We start from the raw sequence: 16,360 nt of genomic DNA, 5'->3' as shown, positions 1-16,360 counted from the left end.
GAACTGCAACTGGTTAACGCAATTAGCTATGCACTTAAGGCATTAACAGCGAAGAGTGTGCTTTTGGTAGTAAAAACTATTGAGCATATTGTTGTGACCATTGTTGAACTTGAGGGTTGTTTGGCATTATTAATCGTAAATCTTTTAGGGCAACTTTCAGCGCCGCTTCGTTTTTGATTTTTTCACCATAAAGCGCAAGTGAATATAACAAATCGCCCTGTAGCGGCCAGCGACGGTTAGCTTGTAGCAGTAACTCCACAGATTGTGTTGTGCGGTTTATCGTATCTAAGGCTGTGGCCGCAACATAGGCGTAGTAGGGTTGTGCATCGCCTTGTTCACTGGCTTTAACTAACCATTGCGCGGCTTTGTAATATTCCTTTTTACGTACCCAAAACAAACCATATTGGTGAAATACATCAGCAAAGTCGTGGTGTATAGCGACAGCCTTTTCTAATATTGCCAACTCTTTTGTTTCATTGTTGGTTTGCCGCCAATAATCAGCGAACGACAACATGGCAATAGGCAAGTGAGGTGCAATGATTAATGCCTGCTCGAAGTGTTGCTGCGCCTTTTTGTTATCACCCATCGCCAAAGCCAACTGCGCAAGACTGAGTTGAGAAGTAGGAAAATCTGCTGTGAGCAACAATGAAGTTTTGTATTCCTCTATCGCAAAGGATAATTCTGGCAACAAGGTTTCGGGCATTTGTGATAGCCACGATGCTAATAATGAGCTGGCATGAAAACGCACTGATTTCACGGGATCTTTCAACATTGGGTATAGGTACTGATAGCCCTGATTAGGCGGTAAGTTACGTAATACGTCAATGGCAGCGCGCCTTAGCAAAGGTTCTTCTGAGTTGAGTTGTTCAATTGCTAATGTGACAGACTCTTGGCTTGGCTGACGATTGATGATTTCTAGTAATTTTGCAGCCACTATAGGTGAAGTTTTTGAGAGTTGTCGTTTGGCAAAGCGAGTTTGCTCGGTGCTAGGCAGCAAGTGGATGTTTGACCAATGCTCAGTTGTTGCTTGCATGTTTATCGATTTAGCTTTATCAATGCGCCAATTAGCAAGTTGCGCGGCTACCCATGATACGCCCTCTTTTTGATGGCAGTTTATACAGGCACTGGGGGAATCAATAGCTGCAGATACCGCGGCATTAGGGATAACAAAGCTATGGTCTCGCCTGTCGTCTACCTGCATGTAAGTGCGTGCAGGCATATGGCAATTAACACACTGTGAACCTAGTGAATCAACTTTATGTTGATGATGCTCTGGCAAATCGTAAGTAGGCGCACTATGACACTGAGTACATGTTTGATTGCCAGGCAACCTTAACTTACCCGAATGGGGATTGTGGCAATTCGAACAAGTCACCCCCGCTTTGGCCATTTTACTTTGTAAGAAAGAACCCATTACAAAGACTTCATCTTTTATTTGACCATCATCAAAATATAAATTTGACGGCAATAAACTTAAGCTATTGGTGTCGTGATAGTCTGTCGGGGCGTTGTTGATAGTCTGTGTTTTGTTCGCAATAGGTAAGCGCCGTGAATGACAATCGGCACACTGTTGCATGTATTGATTATTTTTACCGCTGACTAAATTAGCGATAGGATCATTGGCGGCAAAACCCCAAACCGGTGGTGTTGCTAATGCTTGGTTAAAACCTTTATTGGCGTCAAAATTACTACTTTTAGCCTGGGTCTGATGCAATGTCGCTGGACCATGACAACTCTCGCAACCTACAGTCGCCTCTGCAAAATTCGTGGTGTAACTGTTCGTTTCTAATTGGTAGTTTTTCTGATACCCAGTGGTGTGGCATTCAGCGCAGCGACTGTTCCAATTTTGAAAGTGTCGTTGCCAAAAGAATGGGTGATCTGGGGTGATAGACTCGTCAGGTTGCAAGTGATACCAACGCTGACCACCTTGAGTTTTGGGACGCGTATCCCAGGCAATATTAAAGGCTTGCATATGGCCTTTGCCGGTATCCAAAATGTATTGTTGTAATGGGTTGAAACCAAAGGTGTATTTTACATCAAAGGTTTGACGCTCCCCCTGTTTATTGGTGGTTTCTACAAAATATTGATTATCCCGTTTAAAAAAGCGCGTTTTGATCTGGTGAAACTCAACCTCAACATTATTAAAATCTCCGAGCACACTTTCTGCGCTGGGCGCTTGCATGGCTTTATGATGATCTGATTGCTGCCAAAGTTGATGCTCTGTTTGATGGCAGTTTTGGCAGGCATCGGAGCCAATGTATTGATTATTTGAACTAGATGAATTGTCTTTTGTGTTGGCTGATACTAGTGGTGTTACCACTAACATGCAGAGCGTTAATAAAATAGATACTTGATATGTCATCGAAAATGGTTGGCCATTTATATTCACTATGTGTTTATGTTATTAGTATAAACACATAGTGAAATAGCTCTACAACAATTATAACGATACTACCCGTTGGTTTTGTGTACCTAGCTTTTCAATACCCAGCGATATGGTAGACAACCTCTTATAATTTCTGTATTTGTGATGCTCTGATTGCATAAAGTCAATTTAAGGAGCGCGACACTTTGTCTAATCGCTTGTAGGACATCGTGTGCATTAACCAGGGGGGACTTCAAGATAACAGCGATAACCTGTCATTTCGAAATACTAAATGAAAAATAGCGCTAATCTGACCCTTTGCGGTTTCTTGCATTTTTCGTGTAGAGATAGTGAAATAGGACTATGATGTTGGAAAAATCGCTACTTATTTACCGTTAGTGCTAATTAGTTGAGACCTGTTTGGGTAAGCAGACAGTTTGTTTAACGTTTTTGTGATTAAAATCTATGTATTGTGTTAATTTGTTCAGGTCGACTTTTCGATACTAAATCACATGGTTATATAAATTGAATATTGAAGTAATAACAACTAACGACCCCATCCAGAAGAAATCTGGGTTTGGCGGTCATTCATCCTGTAATGACATTGTGGCGTCTATACAACGCACCGGAAACTCGGTGAAGTTAACTGTATGTGAGTCCGAAGAAGATTTACGTGCTGTGGTGGCTAGGGAGCCAGATTTAGTTGTCTTAGCCCAAAAATTTACGGCAACCGACCACGCTGAAGATATTTGGTTTTCTGAGTATTTTTCGAAACATAAAATTACATTCTCAGGCTCTGACCGTGAAATATTAAGGTTCGATTCCAATAAAGCCTCTGCAAAAATTCATTTAGCCAATATGCGAATTAAAACGGCTCGACATTTTACTGCTGTCTCTAAGCAGTTTTTGTCACCAAGCTCACTGCCATTAGACTTTCCTTTATTTATCAAATCAGTTGATAACAATGAAAACAACGGCATTGATGAATTGTCTTACGTAAAAACTTTTGCGGCATTTGAAACTAAGGTTAATTCAATTTGCTCTCATAGTGACCAAGTTGCTCTGGTAGAGGAATATTTGCCAGGGCGTGATTTTACGGTGGCCATTATTTGTAATAGCACCGCGGAAATGACAGTGTCACCCATGGAGGTGTTGAGACAGGCCAACCAATATTCAAGCGTTAGTCGTTGTATAAAAATAGAAGATCCAGACGTGCGTCATAGAGTAAATGAATTAGCAAAGTCAGCATTTTTAGGACTCGGAATTCGCGACTTTGGGTTGATTGATGTGAGAATGAATAACTATGGCGAATGCTTTTTTATGGACGCCAATCTAGTTCCAAATATGACAATTGAAAGCAGCTATTTTTTAAGAGCATGTGCGATTGCGAACAACTTAAGTTATGACCAAGTGATTGGGCAGATGTTAAACGTGCTGTCGAGTCGAGCCAGAGCAGATAAAATTCACAATAAAGTACTTCAACAACGCAGTCTTCATTGGCCACGCGCCTCGGTTTCAAAACTTTTATAATAAAATTACTGATATTGATATCATTTTCAGGTGGGAGATCTTAAGTGTTGATTGTTGATCAGGTCAGTAAAAACTTTGCCGCATATCAGGCATTAGAAGATGTTTCTTTTGAAATGCGCAGTGGCGATATTGTTGGGCTTCTAGGTAAAAATGGTGCAGGGAAAACCACCTTAATGCGAATTTTAACCTCTTATATCAGTGCCTCCTCTGGCAAAGTTATTATTGATGGTGATGACATGAGCAAACATTCCGTGAACATCCGAAGGAAAATTGGTTACCTACCTGAAAAACCACCTCTTTATGCCGATATGACGGTGCAATATTACCTAAAATTTGCTGCTGAAATTAAAGATGTGCCAAAGCAGAAACGCCGCTCGCAACTCACTAAAGTAATTCAAGAGTGTGACTTAGAGCAGGTTAAACATAAAACAATCGGTACTTTGTCTAAGGGGTATAAACAGCGCGTTGGTATTGCTCAGGCAATTATTCACGAGCCTAAGTTACTCATTTTAGATGAACCTACAAGTGGCCTCGACCCAATGCAAATTCAACAAGTATTAGCATTGATTAAAAATCAGCAAGACCAGCGAACCGTATTATTGAGTACCCATACGTTGACTGAAATTGAGCAAGTAGCAAAACGCGTGATACTGCTAAAAACAGGACAGATAGTTTTTGATAAGCCACTTGATGAACTACTAAATCTTTCAAACTCCAATCAAGTACAACCTTTGACTTTAGAGCAGGTTTTCATAAACCATCACCAACAGCCACCTCGCGAGTCGCAAGCTTTGGAAAGCCGATGAGTAAAATTGTTGCGTTAATTAAAAAGGAATTGCACGGCTATTTTAGCTCACCGATTGCTTACATTATTTTAATTTTGATGTTGTCTTTATTTAATGTGTTCTTCTTTTTAGTCATAGATCAAAACCGAGAAGTGTCCCTTCGAGATGTATTTCAGTTGATGGAGTTTATGCTGGTGTTTTTTATCCCACTTCTAACAATGCGACTATTTTCAGAAGAAAAAGCCAATGGCACCATGGAGTTTTTGCAAACCGCACCATTAACACAGAGCATGATAGTGTTGGGTAAGTATTTCAGTATGCTTATCTTTTATTCGTTGCTGATAGCTTTAACTCTCACTTATTACTTCATTGTTGAGTATTTTGGCGATCCAGACCCATTAGGGATGTTATTTGGTTATTTAGGGATTTGGCTAGAAGGAGCCTTTTTTATAGCGGTTGGTTTGCTGGCGTCATCTTGGACGTCCAATCAAATCATTGCGGCAATGGTGTCTTATTTGATTTTATTTTTATTGTATTTTGCTACTAGTTTTACCCAATATTTGAGTGGTTCTGCCGAGCAATTTCTTTTGCAAATGAGTACCCACACACACTTAGAAAATTTCGCAATAGGCATCATTACACCAAGCGATGTGGTTTATTATTTGTCTGGCATTGTGTGTTGTCTGGCGTTGACTAGATTGAGCATCGACAACAGGTTGTGGCATTAATGAAAGCTTACCTTTTACCTTTAAGCTGCGGCGTAGCGCTTTTTGTCCTCTGCCTTGGTTTAGGCATTTTTTTTGTCGAACAACAATTTAGTTATTTGGCTTGTTTGCTCGCAGTGTTGGGCGCTATCTCTTTTAGTGTACTGCTACGTTTGATTACAAAACGTAACCTTAAAGTAGGTAGGTCTTCAGGCTTAAAGCGTATCTTGATTGTAGAGCGCGGGAGAAAACTATTTTTCATAATTTGTGCCCTGATTGTTAGCACCGCATTTATTAGTTTGAGTCATTACTTGGTTAATCTATCGAACGTTAGATGGGACGTCACTGAATACAAACAACACACATTATCTAACAACACCATGGAATATGTCAGCGCGTTAACGACAGAGGTGAAATTAACCGCTTTTTACGTTGGTATGCCACCGAAATATCTTCAAGATATATTGACCGAATACGAAAGGGTGTCGGCCGGTATGATTAAGACTGAAGTCGTCGATCCTGTAGAACAAATTGCTTACGCCGCCACTTTTGGTAATGCCATTAACGCAGATGAACGCAAGGTGATAGTGCAATCTTTAGGTAACCGTAAAGAGGTTGATTTTAGTTTAAAAGCCTTGTCTGAAGATAAACTAACTAATGCGATTGCTGGTGTTAGTAGAGCGCCCAGAACGGTTTATTTTTTAACTGGTCATGGAGAGTATTTGACTTCAAATCAAGAAAATACGGGGTTATCTAAGTTTAAACAATTGTTGTCAGATAATAATATCCACAGTAATACTTTGATGTTGGGTATGACTCAATCTATCCCTGAAGATTGTGATGTGTTGATTATTGCAGGCCCTAAAAATCAACTCAGCCAGACAGAAGAAACACTGATTACTGATTACCTATCCAAAGGTGGTGATGCGTTGTTTCTTATTGAACACACTTTAATTACTTCGCCAGATAATCCGTTAAGTGCCGAACAATTACAAAAAAATCCTAGTTTAAACGGCATCCTCAATCAATGGGGACTGGATGTTCAATCTGACATTGTGGTGGACTTTACCAATCATGTAGGCGGAGATGTAGGAACGCCGGCAACTAAAAATTACCAAAAGCATAAAGCAATAACCGAAGGTTTAGATTACACCTTTTTTGTGCGGCCTAGATCTATTCGTTTATTGCCACAGCGTCGCTCCAGCATAAAACACGCAGTCATTGTCTCCACTGCATCGACTGAAAATAGTTGGGCTGAAACCAATCGAATGTTAGATATTCAATATGATCCGAATACCGATACACTTGGCCCAGTAGCGTTTTCATATGTTGTCATTGACGAAAAAAACGCGGAACATCAACAGTTCCCTAAATCTTCAGATACGCGATTAATTGTATTCACCGACGCAGATTTCTTAACTAACGTTTATATTAATCAATACAGCAACGGGCAATTGGCACTGAATCTAGTTAACTGGTTAGCAGACTTAGATTACAAAACCTTTGTGAGTGCTAAAGAAATAAAAGTTGAACGCTTAGATTTAACCAGCAAACAAAAACGTCAGGTGATAGTGGTATTATTTTTATTACCTTTTTTATTGGTTATTGCTGGGTTTGTGGTGTGGTTGAAAAACCATAGATAGCGCTCAACCACTTCTTTTAGCTCTTTTCAAAAGCATACTAGGCTCTAGGCTACTGATAGAAAGGTTATTCTGATTAAATCGCATTGCAACCTTTAGGGTAGGAGGACTCGGTCGATTTTTTCAGTGGCGCCGGTGTGACTCTGTTTTCACTGATGAGCTGTTCGAAAGCGGCTTGTTGAAGCATTGTTATTTGATGTTGAGACATGCCAAGCTCAAAACCTGAGCATTCGTTTTCGCCTAACGAGCGTGGATCTAACCCAGTCAAATTTCCGAACGCCATCAAAGCATGTAAATAATAGCCATAATTGCTGCCATGGTAATGATCCCAAGTCCACAAACTCACTTTTCCAAACTCAATGCCATCATAAGGATTAGGATCAGCAATGCCAATTTTCATGGCTTGATTCCAGGCTTGACCAACAGCGTTAACTCCTTTGACAAAAGGTGTTTGTGCCGCTTGGTCGTAACCAGCGCGAACATCTAAAGCCATTTTTTCAATAGGGGTGCCAGACCAATGGCGGTCTGCCTTATAAATCAAGTCAGGTCGTGACCAGGTGGCGGTTATATACACTTCGACCTTTGGATTGAGACTGTGTAAAAATTCTGCCAATTTTGCGGTCGATTGCACCAGCGCAGTGGATACACCGGGATTTTCACTATCCATAGTACTGTAGCTATGCATGACAACCTGATCCCAAGGTTGTGTACCTATTATCTTTAACTTGTTCTCTAAGTGATAATTAAAATCACTGCCCCCCCGGGTTTCTAAGTATACGTCGTAATTTAGCCCAGCTTGTTTGGTAAAAGACTTAAACAGTGCGGGTACTCCGCCTATAGATTCATTGTTTAAATCTGTGACCGAGTCCGCTCGGTAATGTTTAGTTGCAGAGCCATAGCCGAAAGTAAAACTATTGCCTATAAATAACACGCTGGTTGCAGCACATACAAAAGCATGATTTAACATTAATACAAAAGCGAAAAGGATTGTAATGAATGGTTTCATTGTCAGGACTCTGGATAATTTTATCGAATGAGAATAACGAGTTAAACCGATTAACACAACGTGAGCATTTATATTGTGGCGCTAAGCCATCAAAAATAATAAGAAAATACGTGTTTACGCATTGGTATTGGATAAAGCTGGAAGTACTTCATTGTTGATTTAATTTTAGGAGGTAAGTTTAAGGTATTGATAATTAGCAGTAAAATCCTGCTAATAAAGACCAAGGTTAGAGTTCTGTAAACAACGCATAAAACATCCAACCCTTTTTCTGGTTTATAGCCGACCATATCACAGGATGATTTTAATCAATTTCTATTCGAGCGTATTATTGTGCTTATAGCGATTAAAAAGGAACCCTATTATGGCTGTTACAACGCAAGCGCAGAACTTAATTGATTATGTTGGAAAATCAACTGGAGTGTCACAATGGTTTACCATTACCCAAGATCAAATTGATAGTTTTGCCGATGCTACCCACGATCATCAGTTTATTCATATAGATCCAATTAAAGCTAAAGAAACGCCTTTTGGGAGTACCATTGCCCATGGTTTTTTATCTCTGTCTTTGTTGTCGGCCATTGCCTATGACGCAGGACTCCATATAGAAAATGCCGTGATGGGACTGAATTATGGCTTTGATAAAATCAGATTCTTACAGCCAGTAAAAGTGAACAGTAAAATTCGGGGGCATATGGTGTTGGCCAATGTACTTGAAAAAAGGCCTGGGCAATTTCTACTAACATGGGATATCACAGTCGAAATTGATTCGGAAGATAAACCAGCATTAACCGCACAGTGGTTAACAATGACAATCATTACTCCATAAACCTAGAGTGATTCGATTATTTTCACAATTTATATTTTGAGGACGTTATGACAATTAGATTCGACAATCAGGTAGCAATAGTGACGGGCGCAGGCGCTGGTTTAGGTCGCTCTCATGCATTAGCGTTAGCGGCACGAGGAGCAAAAGTGGTTGTTAATGACTTGGCTTCAACAGATGGTGCAATGTCTGAAGGTTCGTTAGCTGTAGTGGCCGAAATCGAGAAGGCTGGTGGAGAAGCGATGGCAAATGGTGCCAACGTCGCTGATATGCAACAAGTGCAAAGCATGGTCGATCAGGCCATGGAAAAATGGGGCCGTATTGATATTTTAGTTAATAACGCCGGAATATTAAGAGATAAGTCTTTTTCTAATATGCCAATCGAAGATTTTAAACTAGTTGTTGATGTGCATCTTATGGGCTCGGTTAACTGCACTAAAGCAGTATGGGGCATTATGAAACAACAAAACTATGGTCGTGTCGTCATGACCACATCATCTTCGGGATTATACGGTAACTTCGGTCAGGCAAATTACGGCGCAGCCAAAATGGCAGTCGTGGGCCTAATGAATACTTTATGTATCGAAGGACAAAAAAATAATATTCAGGTTAATTGCCTGTCTCCTACAGCGCGTACAGCAATGACTGAAGAACTGATTGAAGATAAACGCGTTTTAGAACTGATGACAGTTGAATCGGTTACCACAGGTTTATTAGTTTTAGTTGCCCAAAATGCGCCGAATCGCACTATTTTAGGTTGCGGGGCAGGGGGCTATGCCAGAGCTGTAATCAAAGAAACTGATGGCATTTATTTATCCCCTGAGCAACAAACACCAGAAAATTTATTAGCAAAATGGGCAGCACTTGAAGACCAAAGTAACGCCGAAGAACTTAAAGCAGGCTGGATGCAAACCAATAAATATGTCGCTAAAGCTGCTGCTTCATTGGGTGTTGACTTAAGCACCAAATAACACTGTGCAATTGATTGATAACAATAGGCTAATGCCAAAATAGCAACATGTGCGAGCGTTAATACCGATCAAAAATATTTAACGTAATCGGGCAAGTTATTAATACTAAATGTTTTTAAAACACATTTTTTGAACAATAGGGATCGTAGATGAATAATTTTTTTTCTGTTGCGGGTAAAGTGGCTGTGGTGACTGGTGGGTCAAGCGGAATAGGTGCAATGATCGCTCGTGGTTTTGTCGAGAATGGAGTCAAGACCTATATTACCGCACGTAAACTTGAGCAATTACAACAATGTGCCGCTGAACTATCGCTTTTGGGGGAGTGTATCGCCGTTCAATCCGATCTATCAACTATGGCGGGAGTGGATGCTTTTGCAGATGACATGCTTAAAAGAGAGCCAGAGATAGACATTCTGATTAATAATGCAGGTGCGACTTGGGGAGCGTCTGTTGAGGAATTTCCAGAAGCAGGTTGGGACAAGGTTATGGATTTAAACGTGAAGTCTATTTTCTTTTTAAGTAAACGCTTATTACCGGCATTGCGCTTAGCTGGAAACGCCGATGAACCATCACGAGTAGTGAATATTGCCTCGGTTAATGGCATCACTCATCCACGCATGGACAATTACTCTTATTCGGCTAGTAAAGCAGCAGTCATTCAAATGACGCGTCACATGGCAGCAGACCTTCGTCCTACTCATGTTAATATCAATGGTATCGCGCCCGGTTTTTTCCCCAGTAAAATGACAAAACATATCATGGACCATGAACAAGATATTGCAAATGGTTTGCCTGCTCGTAAAACGGGTGAAATGGCTGATATTGCAGGCACTGCTATTTATCTTTGTTCCCGTGCGAGTAATTACGTATGTGGTCACACTGTTGTTTTAGATGGTGGACAGGTGGCAAATGCAGGCTGAGTGTAGAAAAATTAAAAATAAGTTCCTAAGCGCCATGGATCTCTTAGGTTAAATCTATATTTTTTTCATTATCTGGAAATCACATACAAGCGCAAAATTTTAGCTCGCGCTTGTATGTATTTATGTAGTTAGCTGCTTATGAAATCTTTTATTTTTTCGACCACTAACTTAATGCTATGCACTATGGGTAGAGTTAATCTATTACCGAATTAATGGCATTTGCAGACCTTTAATCGCAACTGAGCTATCTTCAGTATATTCCCTTAGTGGAATCGAATTATTCAGGTTTTAAATAAGCAATATCTTCTTGATCATCTATACCAAAATCATAACCGCCTTCAAAATCATCGTTCAATTCATTGGTGAGATTGACAGACAGTTCTAATATTTCAGGAACATAAACTGTTAGTTTCTTTTGTGACTTAATGATTGATTTAAACTCATTAAAATCCAATAAAGACGACTCTTGCAGATACTTTTTAGTAGAGGCAGGTTGTTGCTGAGTAAAGTCTTCTACACACTGCTCGAACTTTTCTAGGGTTTGATTGACCTCGGTAGTACTCAGATAAGCAATAAGTTGATTGTAGCGTTCGTTATTAAATACTTTGTGCTGTGAATCGATAAGCCTTAGTGCTATGGCTGAGTTAAGCAGTTTAGTTAGCTCAAACCTTAGATAATCTTCGTCAGTTTCAGGTATCACTACGTTCGCAGCATATTGCGAGGATATAATTCTATGTAAATTAAAAAGCCTTAGACTGTCTTGTCCTCTTTCGACAAAATTTGCATGAACTTGTGTTATATCCGTGGTGTCGTTAGCGCCCAGCGCGTAGCTGCTAAGTTTGATTTGTTTAAAATATTCAGCAGAAATCTGCTTTAATTCAGCATATTTAGCCCAACCGGCTCTGAAGCAATACACAATTCCTTGGGTTTTAATTATCTCTTTGGCTTTTTCAGTACTGTTGTCACAATGACTTAATAACCCGAGGTTGATGATCCCAAGCACTATTTCACAGGCTTTTTTAATATGATCTGCATAGATTATAGATAAATTGTCAGATGCTATTCTTAACGACATATCTGATAATTGTTGCTTGGTCTTATGCACAAATTCCTCAGTAAAATATCCCTGTGCTAGTCCGTCTTTTAATACCAAAAGAATAAAAGGCTTGTTCCTTAACTCTGCTATTTTCATGACATAATCCTATAGAGGGGCAAACATATCGTCGGTGTCCATTTCCACAGCAGTTACTCTTTGTTTATTGGCATTGTTTTTTAAGGCCGCCTCTATGTTGTCTAAACTACCGTTTGTGCTTACGGCTAGCACTTCGTTATAGGCTTCTTCATCAAGGTTTTTAATCTTAAGAAGTAATTCTTCTATGCTGCCCGATATTTGCTCTTCATCATATTCAAGTTCTGAGAAATCATGGCCAATAAATGGCAATGATAAATATAACAAGCCAAAATCATCTTGTATAATTGCCTTAAGTATCTCTTTTTGTTTCTCATCGTCATCATAAGAAAGAAATATTTGAGCAAGTAAACTATGAGCTTCGTTTTGTGCACTAAATAGCGAATCTTCATCCAGATTTTGCCAATAAGAAGGTTCAACATTTAGCAATTTTTTAATGGACTCGGCGTCCATTAACCAAGTGGCTATAGAGGGAATAGTGGCGTCATGCTCTCGTACAATTTTCGCCACGGTCAAAATATCCATTTCAGAAAATACAGCTAACATCGCCGTATCACCTTGTTCAGAAGCGATCCTTTCTAATGAGGTACCGGCTTCTCTACCGCTGTTTTGAGCTTGTTCGGTAATATCTGTGGCAAGAGTCAGTGCGTTACTAGTCAATTGGTATTCCTCAAAAAAAGTTTAAGTTTATTCATCATAACCATAGGTTGCATAAGGATCTGTTGCATCTTCGTTAATATCAACTTCATCCACTGGAGGCAATGGTGTGGCATCATATGTATTATAAAAATGGACCAGCAACACCGCTGTTTTTAATTCATGTTCTGAGTGATTCATTAACTCAGTAATAGCGGCTCTTGCATCCGCATGAACAGCTACATAGGGTTTAATATTTTCCCACAAAGGTGGTTGACTTAAATCTATCTTAGCTAGATTTTTTGAATCTATTCTTACGCTTCGAGTGATAGCCATAGCTAATTGATCAACCATGCCATCAAAGACTTTACTGCTTGAAGCTAATTGAGCTGATAAAACCTTAAGGTAATTAGCTAAAAAATCAGGGTTTTCTGGATCACTCAATGATTCCATATTTTCTAAATACATAGAAAAATCATCCGCCAGATAGGCGGGTATAGATGTTTCGACTTTCATTAATTAAATTCCTACAACAAGGCATTGTGCCAAAAGGAATCGGCAATTTCTCTTGGGTCTGTGGTAATAGTGTAATGACTCTTAATATACAAAGAGCGTTTTTGAGGATCGGCGATGACTTCGTAAGCTTTTTGAATTAATTGAAACTTTTCTTTTGCTTCTGCCGCATCATTCCTATCTGGATGGAATTGATTGGCGAGTTTTCGATAAGCTTTCTTAATTTCGGCAGTCGTTGAGGTTCTGGTCACCCCTAATAGTTCAAAATGATCCATAAAATATATCGTAATTTTTGTGCATTTGATTCAATTTAAAATGCCTATGATTTTCAGTAGCGCATTTTACCTCTACCGTGTTGTTTTCACAATGCTCAGTAATGCAAAATAACAATGAAAGTCTCTCCACAGTAATTAGCTTTATTCAAAACCGTAACAAGCATAACCTTCAAGTTTTTTGGGCTTTTTGTTCATGTGCATAAAATGCTCGTAGCCAACTGAAAAAGCAAAAGGGTTAGCATTATAATCAGCGTAATATTGATCCCTACCTAACTTTGCTTCTTTGACGCCCGACGCGAAACTGCTTAGAAAATCATCTCGGTTATTCATCAATATTTCGATGCCATCGGCGTCATTTGACACCACTTCAAACACACCTTCATCAATGAACTTATTCAGTAAAGTCAGGTTAAATGAGCCCCTATAATTATCTGTTCGAGGATCGTATCTAACCTGCGAAGTATTATTATTGTTGGTTGCCTCCATCAAAGACACAAATAATTCTCGAACTTTTTTTGATATCAACTTTATTTCCTTTTGAGCTTTGCTTGGGGAGTTCGCTATTAAACCTAACTTATTACCCTGTTAGCGATAAATAAAACCATAAGTAATTGATATGATAATATTAATTTAAAATAATGTTAAAGTGTTGTGGCCTAAGTTAATGTTCGATTGAACGCTTTGGAACTGTTGCTTAGCTGCCATTTACCTCATTGATATTTTAACAAAAGAATCACCTTAGGGAATTTATGATTAAAAGAATACTGATCTCAATTGCGACAATACTAGTGTTAGTTTTTCTAGGTTTTTGGATTACAGCCCCTGAGAAAGTGGATTCTGCTCAATATCATGATTTAGCCGACCAGTACGACGTACAAATTATTCGCGATAAATACGGGGTGCCACATATTTTCGGAGAGAGAGATGTTGATGCTGCGTTTGGACTGGCTTTTGCCCATGCGGAAGATGACTTTGAAACTATGCAGGATATCTTGCTAGTTACCCGAGGAAAACTCGCAACTTTACATGGTGTTGACGCCGCTAAAACTGATTATTTAGTGCAATTTATGGGAGTGTGGGACGTAGTCAATTCGGGCTACGATACGCGTATTTCCCAGCAAACCCGAGATCATGCTCAAGCTTACGCCGATGGTGTCAACTATTACGCGTCTAAACATCCTGGGAAAATAGCTACAGCATTGCTTCCGGTTACGGGTAAGGACATTGTTGCGGGCTTTACTTTTAAAACGCCACTATTTTATGGATTTGATCAGGTGGTTGCGTCAGTTGTTGAAGGGCGTTATGGAACCGGGTTAGATAAAGTGGCGTGGTTACAGGTTACAGATTCACCACAACCGGATCTAGGAAGCCAAGGGATTGCCATTGCCCCTGCAAGAACAGATGATGGTTATACTCGTTTGTTGGTTAATTCTCATCAACCACTTACCGGACCTGTCGCTTGGTATGAAGCACGAGTCAAGACGCAGCAGGGCTGGGATATGGCTGGCAGTACTTTTCCTGGCGCACCGGTTATTTTGCATGGTCACGGGCCCACTCTTGGGTGGGCCAGCACAGTAAACAAGCCTGACTTAGTAGATGTGTACGAATTAACGATTAATCCTAACAACGAAGACCAATACTTACTCGATGGTGAATGGCGTGACTTTGAAGTATCGAAAGCCGCTATTGATGTCACCTTTTGGGGGCCGATTCGTTGGACCTTTCATGAAGCTATTTATCATTCGGTGCACGGTCCAGTGTTCAAAACAGAGCAGGGCGCTTTTGCACTTCGTTGGGCCGGTATGGATGAAATGCGCACCCTAGAGCAAATGATCGCCATGAATAAGGCTCGCACCCAAGTTGATTTTGAGGCCGCCCTTGGAATGACTGCATCACCTAGTATCAATCAGGTATATGCGGATAAGGACGGCAATATTGCTCACTACTATAATGCGATGATGCCTAAGCGACCCGTGGGCGAAAAGTTCTCGGACATTAATTGGCAGGGCCTAGTAGCAGGAGACCGGTCAGATCTTATTTGGCAGGATTATTACCCGTTTGAACGTATGCCACGAACCGTTAATCCTGTTTCTGGTTTTGTCTACAATGCCAACAACACTCCTTATCGTTCTTCGGTAGGCGCTGGCCAACCAAAGGCCAGTGATTATGACGCGTCAATGGGTATTCAAACCAACATGACTAACCGAGGACTGCGAATCGAAGCGTTATTTGGTGAGGATGAATCAATCAGCCGGGAGGAAATGCGCAGCTATAAATACGATAATCAATACGCTCAAGGCTCGGTAGTTGACCAAGTGATTAAACGTTTAATGGCCATGTCGTTTGCGTCAAATAGCCTGATGCAATCCGGGCAACAGCTACTGCAGAGCTGGAATTTAGCGACCGATGCTGGGAATAGGGCCGCGGCACTAGGGGTGTTAACCGCAACCCCCTTTATTATGGCAAACATGCGAAACGAGCCTGAACCAGAATTAAGCGAAACCTTTCACAATGCCTTGCAATTATTGGACACTCACTTCGGACGAATCGACCCAAAATGGGGAGAAGTCAACCGGTTAGTGCGGGGTGATAAAAGCTGGCCACTTTCAGGAGCGCCCGACGTATTACGCGCAGTCTACGGTGTATTTGATGAGGACGCAGGTTATCAAAAGGCCACCGCAGGAGATAGCTATATCATGTTTGTTGAGTGGAACAGCGATGGCAAAGTTTCGTCGCGCACTATACATAATTACGGCAGTGCAACGTTAGATGCAACCTCAACACATTATGATGATCAGGCGCCGATCTTTTCTTCAGAAAACGAACGAAATTTGCCTTTGGATAAAGCCGCCTTAATGGCTGAAAAAACGACTGAAATTAGACTATGAGGGGAAAAATAAACGCTTAAACCTTAGATACGTACCTAATATCAAATGTTGTATGGCTAATCGCTTATAGTTAAAAGCTTATAAAGAATGCAATAGGCTAATGCTGTTCACTTAA

General features: G+C 40.3%; 15 protein-coding genes. 8 read left to right on the top strand and 7 right to left on the bottom strand.

Features of this window, described 5'->3' with window-relative positions; genetic code table 11:
- Window positions 1–76 precede the first annotated feature (76 nt).
- Complete coding sequence (locus KO534_RS01540; protein ID WP_252731901.1) at window positions 77–2,362, bottom strand: multiheme c-type cytochrome; 2,286 nt, start codon at window positions 2,360–2,362, stop codon at window positions 77–79.
- A gap of 528 nt (window positions 2,363–2,890) precedes the next feature.
- On the opposite strand from KO534_RS01540, the gene KO534_RS01535 reads away from it, so the two are divergent.
- From KO534_RS01535 to KO534_RS01520, 4 genes are read left to right on the top strand one after another with little or no spacing between them, the layout of a single operon-like run.
- Entirely contained in the window at window positions 2,891–3,895 is a 1,005-nt protein-coding gene (locus KO534_RS01535; RefSeq protein WP_215926472.1) for a D-alanine--D-alanine ligase, read from the top strand.
- A gap of 44 nt (window positions 3,896–3,939) precedes the next feature.
- The gene (locus tag KO534_RS01530) at window positions 3,940–4,701 is read left to right on the top strand and encodes an ABC transporter ATP-binding protein (RefSeq protein ID WP_215926469.1); all 762 of its coding nucleotides are present in this window, start codon (window positions 3,940–3,942) and stop codon (window positions 4,699–4,701) included.
- Window positions 4,698–5,408 (top strand): ABC transporter permease subunit, encoded by a 711-nt coding sequence (locus KO534_RS01525; RefSeq protein WP_215926467.1) that lies wholly within the window; start codon window positions 4,698–4,700, stop codon window positions 5,406–5,408. Before KO534_RS01530 ends, KO534_RS01525 begins: the two co-directional genes overlap by 4 nt.
- Window positions 5,408–7,027 carry a Gldg family protein gene (locus KO534_RS01520; RefSeq protein WP_215926465.1) on the top strand — a complete coding sequence of 540 codons (1,620 nt, stop codon included), beginning with the start codon at window positions 5,408–5,410 and terminating at the stop codon, window positions 7,025–7,027. Before KO534_RS01525 ends, KO534_RS01520 begins: the two co-directional genes overlap by 1 nt.
- Before the next feature lie 73 nt (window positions 7,028–7,100).
- On the opposite strand, the gene KO534_RS01515 is transcribed toward KO534_RS01520, so the two are convergent.
- A complete protein-coding gene (locus KO534_RS01515; RefSeq protein WP_215926463.1) occupies window positions 7,101–8,030 on the bottom strand; it encodes a PEP-CTERM sorting domain-containing protein in 930 nt (309 codons plus the stop codon).
- A 361-nt stretch (window positions 8,031–8,391) separates the two neighbouring features.
- On the opposite strand from KO534_RS01515, the gene KO534_RS01510 reads away from it, so the two are divergent.
- The 3 genes from KO534_RS01510 (at window position 8,392) to KO534_RS01500 (ending at window position 10,744) form a co-directional block, all read left to right on the top strand.
- Window positions 8,392–8,856, top strand: a complete 465-nt coding sequence (locus KO534_RS01510; RefSeq protein ID WP_215926461.1) for a MaoC family dehydratase — start codon at window positions 8,392–8,394, stop codon at window positions 8,854–8,856.
- Window positions 8,857–8,903: 47 nt separating this feature from the next.
- Window positions 8,904–9,824 (top strand): SDR family NAD(P)-dependent oxidoreductase, encoded by a 921-nt coding sequence (locus KO534_RS01505; protein ID WP_215926460.1) that lies wholly within the window; start codon window positions 8,904–8,906, stop codon window positions 9,822–9,824.
- 149 nt (window positions 9,825–9,973) lie between these two features.
- Window positions 9,974–10,744 (top strand): SDR family NAD(P)-dependent oxidoreductase, encoded by a 771-nt coding sequence (locus KO534_RS01500; RefSeq protein ID WP_215926458.1) that lies wholly within the window; start codon window positions 9,974–9,976, stop codon window positions 10,742–10,744.
- Window positions 10,745–11,021: 277 nt separating this feature from the next.
- Here KO534_RS01500 and KO534_RS01495 read toward each other — a convergent pair whose 3' ends face one another.
- From KO534_RS01495 to KO534_RS01475, 5 genes are all read right to left on the bottom strand, one after another.
- The gene (locus KO534_RS01495; RefSeq protein WP_215926456.1) at window positions 11,022–11,936 is read right to left on the bottom strand and encodes a hypothetical protein; all 915 of its coding nucleotides are present in this window, start codon (window positions 11,934–11,936) and stop codon (window positions 11,022–11,024) included.
- 9 nt (window positions 11,937–11,945) lie between these two features.
- Entirely contained in the window at window positions 11,946–12,593 is a 648-nt protein-coding gene (locus tag KO534_RS01490; RefSeq protein WP_215926454.1) for a hypothetical protein, read from the bottom strand.
- A 27-nt stretch (window positions 12,594–12,620) separates the two neighbouring features.
- Window positions 12,621–13,085, bottom strand: a complete 465-nt coding sequence (locus tag KO534_RS01485; protein ID WP_215926452.1) for a hypothetical protein — start codon at window positions 13,083–13,085, stop codon at window positions 12,621–12,623.
- A gap of 11 nt (window positions 13,086–13,096) precedes the next feature.
- Complete coding sequence (locus tag KO534_RS01480) at window positions 13,097–13,357, bottom strand: DnaJ domain-containing protein (protein WP_215926450.1); 261 nt, start codon at window positions 13,355–13,357, stop codon at window positions 13,097–13,099.
- Between the two features lie 141 nt (window positions 13,358–13,498).
- Window positions 13,499–13,882 (bottom strand): hypothetical protein, encoded by a 384-nt coding sequence (locus tag KO534_RS01475; protein WP_215926448.1) that lies wholly within the window; start codon window positions 13,880–13,882, stop codon window positions 13,499–13,501.
- Window positions 13,883–14,106: 224 nt separating this feature from the next.
- On the opposite strand from KO534_RS01475, the gene KO534_RS01470 reads away from it, so the two are divergent.
- Window positions 14,107–16,245 carry a penicillin acylase family protein gene (locus KO534_RS01470; RefSeq protein WP_215926446.1) on the top strand — a complete coding sequence of 713 codons (2,139 nt, stop codon included), beginning with the start codon at window positions 14,107–14,109 and terminating at the stop codon, window positions 16,243–16,245.
- Window positions 16,246–16,360 lie beyond the last annotated feature (115 nt).

This window comes from Paraglaciecola arctica, assembly GCF_018861065.1.
GTDB lineage: Bacteria > Pseudomonadota > Gammaproteobacteria > Enterobacterales > Alteromonadaceae > Paraglaciecola > Paraglaciecola arctica_B.
This window is presented reverse-complemented; position numbering and strand designations above follow the sequence as displayed.

Bases quoted from the DNA above. Each gene is read 5' to 3' on its own strand.
- KO534_RS01525 (WP_215926467.1), top strand. From the start codon at position 4,698: ATGAGTAAAATTGTTGCGTTAATTAAAAAGGAATTGCACGGCTATTTT.
- KO534_RS01515 (WP_215926463.1), bottom strand. From the start codon at position 8,030: ATGAAACCATTCATTACAATCCTTTTCGCTTTTGTATTAATGTTAAAT.
- KO534_RS01505 (WP_215926460.1), top strand. From the start codon at position 8,904: ATGACAATTAGATTCGACAATCAGGTAGCAATAGTGACGGGCGCAGGC.
- KO534_RS01520 (WP_215926465.1), top strand. From the start codon at position 5,408: ATGAAAGCTTACCTTTTACCTTTAAGCTGCGGCGTAGCGCTTTTTGTC.
- KO534_RS01480 (WP_215926450.1), bottom strand. From the start codon at position 13,357: ATGGATCATTTTGAACTATTAGGGGTGACCAGAACCTCAACGACTGCC.
- KO534_RS01485 (WP_215926452.1), bottom strand. From the start codon at position 13,085: ATGAAAGTCGAAACATCTATACCCGCCTATCTGGCGGATGATTTTTCT.
- KO534_RS01510 (WP_215926461.1), top strand. From the start codon at position 8,392: ATGGCTGTTACAACGCAAGCGCAGAACTTAATTGATTATGTTGGAAAA.
- KO534_RS01500 (WP_215926458.1), top strand. From the start codon at position 9,974: ATGAATAATTTTTTTTCTGTTGCGGGTAAAGTGGCTGTGGTGACTGGT.
- KO534_RS01540 (WP_252731901.1), bottom strand. From the start codon at position 2,362: ATGACATATCAAGTATCTATTTTATTAACGCTCTGCATGTTAGTGGTA.
- KO534_RS01470 (WP_215926446.1), top strand. From the start codon at position 14,107: ATGATTAAAAGAATACTGATCTCAATTGCGACAATACTAGTGTTAGTT.
- KO534_RS01495 (WP_215926456.1), bottom strand. From the start codon at position 11,936: ATGAAAATAGCAGAGTTAAGGAACAAGCCTTTTATTCTTTTGGTATTA.